The sequence below is a fragment of the uncultured Caballeronia sp. genome, assembly GCF_964243625.1.
Classification (GTDB): Bacteria; Pseudomonadota; Gammaproteobacteria; order Burkholderiales; family Burkholderiaceae; genus Caballeronia.
This window is the reverse complement of record NZ_CAXTGZ010000201.1, coordinates 1,813-9,710: the sequence shown is the minus strand read 5'-3', so window position 1 is coordinate 9,710 and position 7,898 is coordinate 1,813. Positions and strand designations below refer to the sequence as shown.

Annotated in this window: 7 protein-coding genes and 2 pseudogenes (1 of these 9 running past the window's edge); 3 read left to right on the top strand and 6 right to left on the bottom strand. The window is 59.6% G+C overall.

Annotated features, from left to right (window positions below; translation table 11 throughout):
* Both ACFFAR_RS15375 and ACFFAR_RS15370 read right to left on the bottom strand, forming a co-directional pair.
* Positions 1–292: pseudogene (locus ACFFAR_RS15375) on the bottom strand (sugar ABC transporter substrate-binding protein); the annotation flags it as partial.
* Between the two features lie 210 nt (positions 293–502).
* Entirely contained in the window at positions 503–784 is a 282-nt protein-coding gene (locus ACFFAR_RS15370; protein WP_062000843.1) for a hypothetical protein, read from the bottom strand.
* 384 nt (positions 785–1,168) lie between these two features.
* On the opposite strand from ACFFAR_RS15370, the gene ACFFAR_RS15365 reads away from it, so the two are divergent.
* The 3 genes from ACFFAR_RS15365 (at position 1,169) to ACFFAR_RS15355 (ending at position 3,251) form a co-directional block, all read left to right on the top strand.
* Entirely contained in the window at positions 1,169–1,477 is a 309-nt protein-coding gene (locus ACFFAR_RS15365) for a PsiF family protein (protein WP_061999371.1), read from the top strand.
* 320 nt (positions 1,478–1,797) lie between these two features.
* A complete protein-coding gene (locus ACFFAR_RS15360; protein WP_375508080.1) occupies positions 1,798–2,283 on the top strand; it encodes a hypothetical protein in 486 nt (161 codons plus the stop codon).
* Between the two features lie 377 nt (positions 2,284–2,660).
* Positions 2,661–3,251 (top strand): YSC84-related protein, encoded by a 591-nt coding sequence (locus tag ACFFAR_RS15355; protein ID WP_062000842.1) that lies wholly within the window; start codon positions 2,661–2,663, stop codon positions 3,249–3,251.
* Between the two features lie 101 nt (positions 3,252–3,352).
* On the opposite strand, the gene ACFFAR_RS15350 is transcribed toward ACFFAR_RS15355, so the two are convergent.
* The 4 genes and pseudogenes from ACFFAR_RS15350 to ACFFAR_RS15335 all read right to left on the bottom strand — a co-directional run.
* Positions 3,353–4,420: a glycosyltransferase gene (locus ACFFAR_RS15350; RefSeq protein WP_174364020.1), complete on the bottom strand. Its 1,068-nt coding sequence runs from the start codon at positions 4,418–4,420 to the stop codon at positions 3,353–3,355.
* A 257-nt stretch (positions 4,421–4,677) separates the two neighbouring features.
* Positions 4,678–6,084 (bottom strand): alpha,alpha-trehalose-phosphate synthase (UDP-forming), encoded by a 1,407-nt coding sequence (gene otsA / locus ACFFAR_RS15345; protein WP_174364021.1) that lies wholly within the window; start codon positions 6,082–6,084, stop codon positions 4,678–4,680.
* A gap of 127 nt (positions 6,085–6,211) precedes the next feature.
* Positions 6,212–7,471 (bottom strand): mechanosensitive ion channel domain-containing protein, encoded by a 1,260-nt coding sequence (locus tag ACFFAR_RS15340; RefSeq protein ID WP_174364022.1) that lies wholly within the window; start codon positions 7,469–7,471, stop codon positions 6,212–6,214.
* A gap of 145 nt (positions 7,472–7,616) precedes the next feature.
* Positions 7,617–7,898: pseudogene (locus ACFFAR_RS15335) on the bottom strand (Rap1a/Tai family immunity protein) (it continues 78 nt past the right edge of the window).

Sequence of the window (7,898 nt, the reverse complement as noted above, 5' to 3'; positions counted from 1 at the left end):
CAATGCGGATCTGGTTGGCGGTATCGGTTTCGTCCTTGATGCCGTTCGTGATCAGGTCGAACTGGCTCGGATTATGTTTCTGGTAATCCTTGGCGCCGGTTTCCATGGTCAGGAAAAACTCGTTTGCAAGCGATTTCATCACGAGCGCGACCTTGGGCTTATGCGCGGTCTGAGCGGCGGCACCGGTCGAATACATCGACAAAGGCAGCGCAGCGCAAGCGCCAAGCGACAGCGCGATGGAAAGAAAGCGGCGGCGCAGCGCTGGTTTTACGGTCTTGTCATGTGAGTTCATGCAACGAATCTCCTGGATTGTTCGAGTTGTCGGATGTCGGGTAGGACGGCGTTGAACCTATGACGCGTAGAACCTGTAGAACGGCTCAACCGGCTGTATGGCCGACAGCCGCGCGCCCCAAGCGTGGATGTTTCCCCGGCATGCCGCAATTGCTGTTGCCCCTGATTTCAGCACACCCGCTCATTGACCCAGATCCACATGACGCAGCCATCACAGTTCATCGACGGACTGGCCTTCCACCTGCTTGTCGATGATCTTGCGCGCATAGTCGATCCCGGCCCGTGTTGCTTCGATAGGACTTTCGAACGGTTCCTGGTCCGGCACGCCGAACATCTCCGATCTGCCGCTCTCGCCCGCCGAGCTGCGCGAAATGGTCACGACGATATCGAAATGGCGCGGGCCGTCGTCGGGCTCGTCGCGCTCCTTCGCGCGCCGCAACGCCTGGACGCTGATTTCAAAACCTTTGTAGTGATCTGACAAGGGGCTGGTCATGCGCGACTCCTTCAACGGTTGGAACAAGCGGGTCTGCAACATTTCGAAAACCGCAATGTGGCGACGCTGCAACGCGGCATGGCGTGCGGACAGCCAGCGGCAAGCACCGGCGAAATTGTAAGCCTGCAACAGTCGATTGCCGTCATCGTGAAGCACAAGCTTACAACCTTGATCGTGGTACAGCGATGACCGTTCTTCCGCTTCCATGCGCCGATGCGCGAGCGCAGGTTTTCATGCTGTATCGGTACGAAACCGTACGGCATTTGTAGGGCTTTTTGCCATAATGAGGCGCCGAAGCATATATGTCGTTCGGCGAACGCCAGTCCTGGATTTCGACCGGCGTCACCTTGCAGCACGTCATCCATCCAAAGAGGGAGCATCGCCATGAAGATCCGGGCAACCATGACAGCGTTGGCACTGGGCGTAGCGTTAAGCGGGAGCTTCGCTGCAACGCCAGCGTTCGCGCAGAACAGCCAGCAGTCGAAAATGAGTACTTGCAACACGCAAGCCGCCGGCAAGAAAGGCGACGACCGCAAGGCTTATATGAAGGACTGCCTTTCATCGGCGCCAGTTGCTGCAGCTGCACCCATGACCCAGCAGCAAAAAATGACGGCATGCAACAAGACTGCTACCGGCAAGAAAGGCGATGAGCGAAAGGCGTTCATGAAAGACTGCCTGAGCAACAAGGGATAAGCCACAGCGAGGTGACGCGGGTCGTTACCGCGCAAGCCGCGCGCCTTCGGGCCCGCGGCTTTTTTATCGATCGACCGACTAAAACCCCCCCGCGGCAGAACGTCACAAAGCATCGCGAGGCGTGGCAAAGGGTCGCAAAGCCGGGAAAACCCGCACCCGCTCTTATTGCAGCGCACCTACGGTCATGCTACGCGCCACGCGGTTTATCTCATAAGATGACGCGGAGGCGGCCCTGCCCTAAGACACAAATACGACATTCAAGCGCTACGGGTCCGCCAGTCTTGCCGGTTTGCAGCACTGCAACGGACGGAGGCCCGAGGATGGTGTGGCGATATAAAAACCGCTGGTTCAGGCGGTGGCTGGTGCTGATCGTCTTCTGGGCGGTCCCGGTGATGATCGTGGCAGCAAATGAAATCCGCGAGCAACTCGCTTATGACTCCGCGGACCTGTCACACACGCTTTCAACCTGGTCGTTCACCGATACCCAACGCGCGCAGCCCGCAGCTCAACGCTGCCACGGTCCAATCGATGAAGCGCGAAGCGCCGGATGTCCTCCAGACATGCTGGCTGCGAAAACCGCTTTGGACCAGCAGGCCATCGCCCAATATGCGACACGCAAAGGCGTGCTGTTCGGCTATCTCTGGACTGCCTTCGTTGGATACTGGGTGGTCCCGGCCATCACGCTTTTCGTGCTCGGTGCGATCATCGGTGTGATTCGTCGATCATTGCGTCATCCGATGAAGAAAAACGACGTTCAATCCACGCACGAACCCGCTCACAAAAGCACACACGTCGCCAAACCATGAGACCGCGAATTTGCGTTGTGACAACAAAACCGCTTCTTTTCGACCAAATCATCCCATCTTTCAAACTTATTTTTACGGGTAAGTTTGACCGTAACTCGCCTTTCCTCGTTGAGGTGGCCCGTATTTTGCGCAGTGCAGATCTGCCGGACGGGAGCACAAAATGTTTCACACAAACAAGCGGGTTCTCGCTCGGCCAAGCGGCGGGCCGCTCCAGGTCAAAATTACCTCACCGGATCGTGCTATCGTGCTGAAGCCCAAGCGGGGCAAGGCTTTGCGCGGTCAGCGAAGGTGTTGTTAAACGACCTGCTGTGTTATAAATCGCCCTGCTGGAACACTCGTTAGATGGGGTTTCCCAAAAAACCACGATGGAGAAAACGATGCAAAGACGAAACTTCATGATCAAATCGACCGCCGCACTTGCAATGGGCGGCTTCGCGCTGGCCGGTTGCACGACGACGTCGAACCAGGGCGCACAAAAGACGGCCGGCGACGCGGACGCACGCCGTTCAATCGACTCGGATATCGATGCGACCATGCAGCGCCTGTACGTTACGGCCAAAGGCTCACGCGAACTCGTGGGCAAGGCGCGCGGCGTGCTGGTGTTCCCGTCGGTAATCCAGGCGGGCTTCATCGTGGGCGCGCAGTACGGCAAGGGCGCGCTGCGAGTGGGCGGCAGCTCGGTCGGCTATTACAGCACGACCTCGGGTTCCATCGGCTTGCAGGCTGGTGCGCAATCCAAGTCGATCATCTTCCTGTTCATGACGCAGGACGCACTCGACAAATTCCGCAATACCGACGGCTGGTCGGTGGGCGGCGATGCATCCGTCGCACTGGTCAAGATGGGCGCAAACGGCAACATCGATTCGACGACAGCAACCGCGCCGGTCGAAGTGTTCGTGCTGACGAACGCCGGCCTGATGGCCAATCTGTCACTGGAAGGCACGAAGGTCTCGCGTCTGTCCATCTGAGGTTTCCAAGCCTGTCTTGTTGACGTGATGCCGCAAAAAAACCGCCGCGCAGCCCGACCCGAAAGGTCGTACTGCGCGGCGGTTTTGTCTTGCGTGGTCCTTTAGCTCGTGGCGCTGTCGATCAGCTTGAGCCGGGAGCGCTTCTGCGCCCTCACAACGGCCTGATAAGCATCCACGTACTGTTGCGCCATGCGGTGCGACGTGAAGCGCTCCTCGAAGCATTTACGCACGCCTGCGCGGGAGATGGTGTGCAGCCGGTTCACGGCGGCAACCGCGCCAATCTCGTCCTCGACAATAAACCCCGACACGCCCTCGTCCACCACTTCCGGCACCGCGCCGCGGTTGAAAGCGATTACCGGCGTGCCGCATGCCATGGCTTCGATCATCACAAGGCCAAACGGCTCGGGCCAGTCGATCGGGAACAGCAGCGCGTGGGCGCCGGAGAGAAAATCGGCTTTCTGATGGTCATCGATTTCACCAATGAACTCCACATACGGCAGCTTCATCAAGGGCGCAATTTCGCGCTCGAAATACTCGCGATCGGCCGAATCCACCTTCGCCGCAATCTTTATCTTCATGCCGCAACGTCCGGCTATACGAATGGCGGTATCGACGCGTTTTTCCGGCGATATGCGCCCGAGAAACGCCAGGTAGGTCTGGTCGACCGGCTGCGGCATGTATCGCTTTTCCGGCAGCCCGTGATACACGGTTGACAACCACTTTGCCTGTGGCAATGGATGGCGCTGCGAATCCGAGATCGAGATGACCGGCGCGGTGTTGAAGGTGTTGAAAATCGGCTGCTGCTCCGGCAAGTCGAGCCGGCCATGCAGCGTGGTGACGAACGGCGTGTCCTGCCGCTTGAAGAGCGAGAACGAGTAGTAATCCATGTGGAAATGCAGGACGTCGAAGTCGTCGGCGCGACGGCGAACCATTTCCATCAGCAGCATATGTGGCGCAATCCGGTCCCGGATAGCCGGGTCGAGCCGCAACGCGCGTGGCCAGACGGCTTCGAGCTTGGCCATGGTCTCGGAGTCGCCCGAAGCGAACAGCGTGACATCGTGCCCGAGCTCGACCAGCGCCTCGGTGATGTACGACACGACCCGCTCGGTTCCCCCATACAGCTTGGGCGGCACCGACTCGGTCAGGGGTGCTATTTGTGCAATTCTCATTGTTCTCGTCTCCACTCGGTCTTACGTCGCCGTGATCTTTAGCCGGTGCAATGCCGGATAAGCACGGTCGCCGGTCGTCACGCGCGAGCATTCCTCTTGTAATGACGACACCCGCATTATTGGCCGTGAATGCGCTGGCGTTTGCAAAACTTTCACTTTCATGACGCTGTTACAGTCACGAAACACACGTTTTGCAACGTTACATCGGCGTTTTTGGACCGTTTCTTGAGTGGTGAGAACGTTTTTTTGATTACCGCTTATTTCGTCTTCGACGACGGTTTGCCCTTTTGGACACCGCGAAGGTCGGCGAGAAACGAGTCGCGCCACACGCCGAGATCGTACTTGCGCAGCATTTTCATGTTCGTCTCATAGCGCTCGCGACGCTCGGCAAGCGGCATGGATAACGCGCGCCCGATCGCTTCGCTCATGCCGACGATATCGTGGGGATTGACCATGATAGCGCCCGTCATTTCGTCGGCGGCGCCGGCGAACTGGGACAAGACGAGCACACCGGGATCGTCCGGATTTTGCGCCGCAACGTATTCCTTCGCGACGAGGTTCATGCCGTCGCGCAACGGCGTGACCAGCCCGATCTGCGATTCGCGGAACAGCGACATCAGCTTCCACCGGTCATACCGCTGGTTCATGTAGCGGATCGGCGTGTAGTCGAGACCGGAGTAGCGGCCATTGATGCGCCCGGCCTCATACTCGAGGTTATGGCGGATTTGCTGGTAGGTATCGACGTCGGAGCGTGTTGGCGGCGCAATCTGCACGAGCGTGACATTGCCGCGCCATTCCGGCGATTTCTCAAGGAAATGCTCGAAAGCCTTGAAGCGCTCGACCAGCCCTTTTGAATAATCCAGCCGGTCCACGCTCATGATGAGCTTGCGTCCTTCAAGACTCTGCTTCAGATCCATCACGTCCTGACGTGCTTCGCCACGCGTGGCTTGCTCGGCGATCTCATCGGGGAAAATGCCGATCCGGTACACGCCCGTTTTCAGCTTTCGGCCAAAGGCTTCCACCTGACCATCCGCGCTTGCCGTGCCATGCGCGTGACGCACGATGTAGTCATGAAACGCAGCCTGATCGCCGGGGGTCTGGAAACCCACCACGTCGTAGCAGCATAGTGACTTGACCAGTTCCTCGTGCGGCGGAATGTTGAGCAGGATCTGGGGCGACGGAAACGGGATATGCAGGAAAAAACCCATCCGGTTGGTGACGCCTTCAGAGCGCAGCGCTTCGCCGAACGGGATCAGATGGTAGTCGTGGACCCAGATGACATCGTCGGGCTGCAGCAGCTTGATCGCACGGTGCGCCAGCCAGGAGTTCACCCTTCTGTATCCGGCGTATTCGTCGCGGTCGTAGACAGCCAGATCGTTTCGATAATGGAAGACCGGCCAGAGCGTCGCGTTCGAAAAACCGCGGTAATACTGGTCGTAATCCTTTTTCGGCAAGCCAACGGTCGCGAATGTGACCGCGCCATCCTGTTCGAGCTTCGGGCCCTGGTTCGCGACCGTGTCGCTCACCACGTCGCCGCTCCAGCCGAACCACACGCCGCCACTGTCCTTCAGCGCGCCGAATACACCCACGGCGAGGCCGCCGGCGGAGCCTTTGGTTTCTGTCGGTGAAGCAACTCGGTTCGATACAACGACTAGACGGCTCATTCCTGGAATTCCTTTCTTGGTTCGTGACGTCCGGGTTTTCGGGTCCATCCCGAAATAGTAGTGAGTTTGGCCCCGGGCGGCGGCCTCAGTTCAAACTTTGTCCGGATCTTGAAGTCGGATGCGGCGTTCAGCGCCGCTCGCCCGCGCTGGCAGGCTCGGGCGCTGTCGATGCCGCCGAATGCGCCGTCGGATCCGGGCCATGCCGCTCTCCGCGGCTAGCCACCGGATCGGCTTCCGTATTGGCCGTTCCGCGTACTGGCGGCCGGATCGCGCTGCTTGCCTGCGTCCGGTCCAGCGGCGCGACGAAATCGACATGCTCGCCCTCCGGCGCCAAATCCGCCCGCGTGCGCGGCAGGAACTGCGGGAACTCGGCTTGGGCAAAGTTCAGCAGACCTTCGCGCACGCGGCATCGAAGGTCGAAGTTCAGGCCGGAATCGAAGGAACTGACGAGCACGCGAATCTGCATCGACTTTTCGGTGGCGTCGGTGACCTGAAGTACCTGCACGCGGCCATCCCATTCCGGCGCATGCTCGAGGATACGTTCGAGCTCTTCGCGCAATGGCGCCATCGGCATGCGGTAATCGACGTAGAAAAACACCGTCCCGATGATCTGCGAACTATTGCGCGTCCAGTTGGTAAAAGGGTTCTCGATGAACCATTGCAGCGGCACGATCATGCGCCGCTGGTCCCAGATCCTGATGGATACGTAGGTGCCCGTGATTTCCTCGACGCGGCCCCATTCGCCCTGGATCACGACGACGTCGTCGAGCCGGATGGGCTGCGACAACGCGATCTGCAAGCCGGCAATCAGGTTGCCGAGCACCGGCCGCGCGGCAATACCGGCGACCAGGCCCGCCACGCCCGCCGACGCCAGCAAGCTCGCGCCGATCTGCCGCACGGCCGGAAACGTCATCAACGCGCCACCAAACCCAATGATCACGATGACCACCATCACGGAGCGCGCCAGCACGCGTGCCTGCGTGTGTATCCGGCGGGCCTGCAGATTATCCTTGGAGTCGAGCGGATGGGCCTGAACCAGCGCCTCCGCCACGGCGCCGACCGAACGCACGGCGAGCCACGTCAGCGCGACAATCAACGAAAGGGTCAGCAGGTCGCGCAAGGCGGCGGCGAAGGGCAGCGAATCCGGCGCTTCGACCAGCACAAAGCCGAGCGCGAGGATGATGAGGAGCGCGAGCGCGGGTTTATCGATGAAACGCAGGACCACGCTCATCAGCGGGTACGGCCGCGCGATGCGCACGAGAATCCGTGCACCGACGCGATGTACGCCGATGGCAAACAGGACCGCAAGTGCTGCTACGACAATGGCGCCGGGCCAGGTGTTGAGCGGCGCCGAAGCGATGCGCTCGAAGGTATCGAAATTGATCATCTTCGTCGTGGAATCAGCCTTGAGAAGGTGGATACGACGGGATTTGCAAAAGGCCGGTTACATGACCGGCGTATTGCAGTGCAGCAAATGCTGTGCCCGGCTGATCAGGCGGCGGGCATCAGAGGGGCGCACAGCCAAGGAACGCTTACTTTTCCGCCTTGCACGGAAAGGCTTTACCCAAGCCCAGGGAAACCATGGTCGTCGCGTTGAAAGTGCCTTGGGCGGGATTCTCGGCGATAAATTTGCGCACCGCGTCAGTCAGCTCCTGCGGTTTTACATCGACGGGAAGGCAAAAATACTGGCCTACCTGCGGACCGGAAGTGCCGCCGATTGCTTCGATCGTGTTGTAGATGCCGTCAGCGGCACCTTCTATGTAAGCCGCGCATGCGCTGCGCGAAGCGGTGTCCGTCTTGGTACAAAGCATGTT

What these genes read in the sequence shown, in the direction of transcription:
- ACFFAR_RS15370 (WP_062000843.1), bottom strand. Translation starts at nt 784, where the DNA reads ATGACCAGCCCCTTGTCAGATCACTACAAAGGTTTTGAAATCAGCGTC.
- ACFFAR_RS15365 (WP_061999371.1), top strand. Translation starts at nt 1,169, where the DNA reads ATGAAGATCCGGGCAACCATGACAGCGTTGGCACTGGGCGTAGCGTTA.
- ACFFAR_RS15360 (WP_375508080.1), top strand. Translation starts at nt 1,798, where the DNA reads ATGGTGTGGCGATATAAAAACCGCTGGTTCAGGCGGTGGCTGGTGCTG.
- ACFFAR_RS15355 (WP_062000842.1), top strand. Translation starts at nt 2,661, where the DNA reads ATGCAAAGACGAAACTTCATGATCAAATCGACCGCCGCACTTGCAATG.
- ACFFAR_RS15350 (WP_174364020.1), bottom strand. Translation starts at nt 4,420, where the DNA reads ATGAGAATTGCACAAATAGCACCCCTGACCGAGTCGGTGCCGCCCAAG.
- otsA (WP_174364021.1), bottom strand. Translation starts at nt 6,084, where the DNA reads ATGAGCCGTCTAGTCGTTGTATCGAACCGAGTTGCTTCACCGACAGAA.
- ACFFAR_RS15340 (WP_174364022.1), bottom strand. Translation starts at nt 7,471, where the DNA reads ATGATCAATTTCGATACCTTCGAGCGCATCGCTTCGGCGCCGCTCAAC.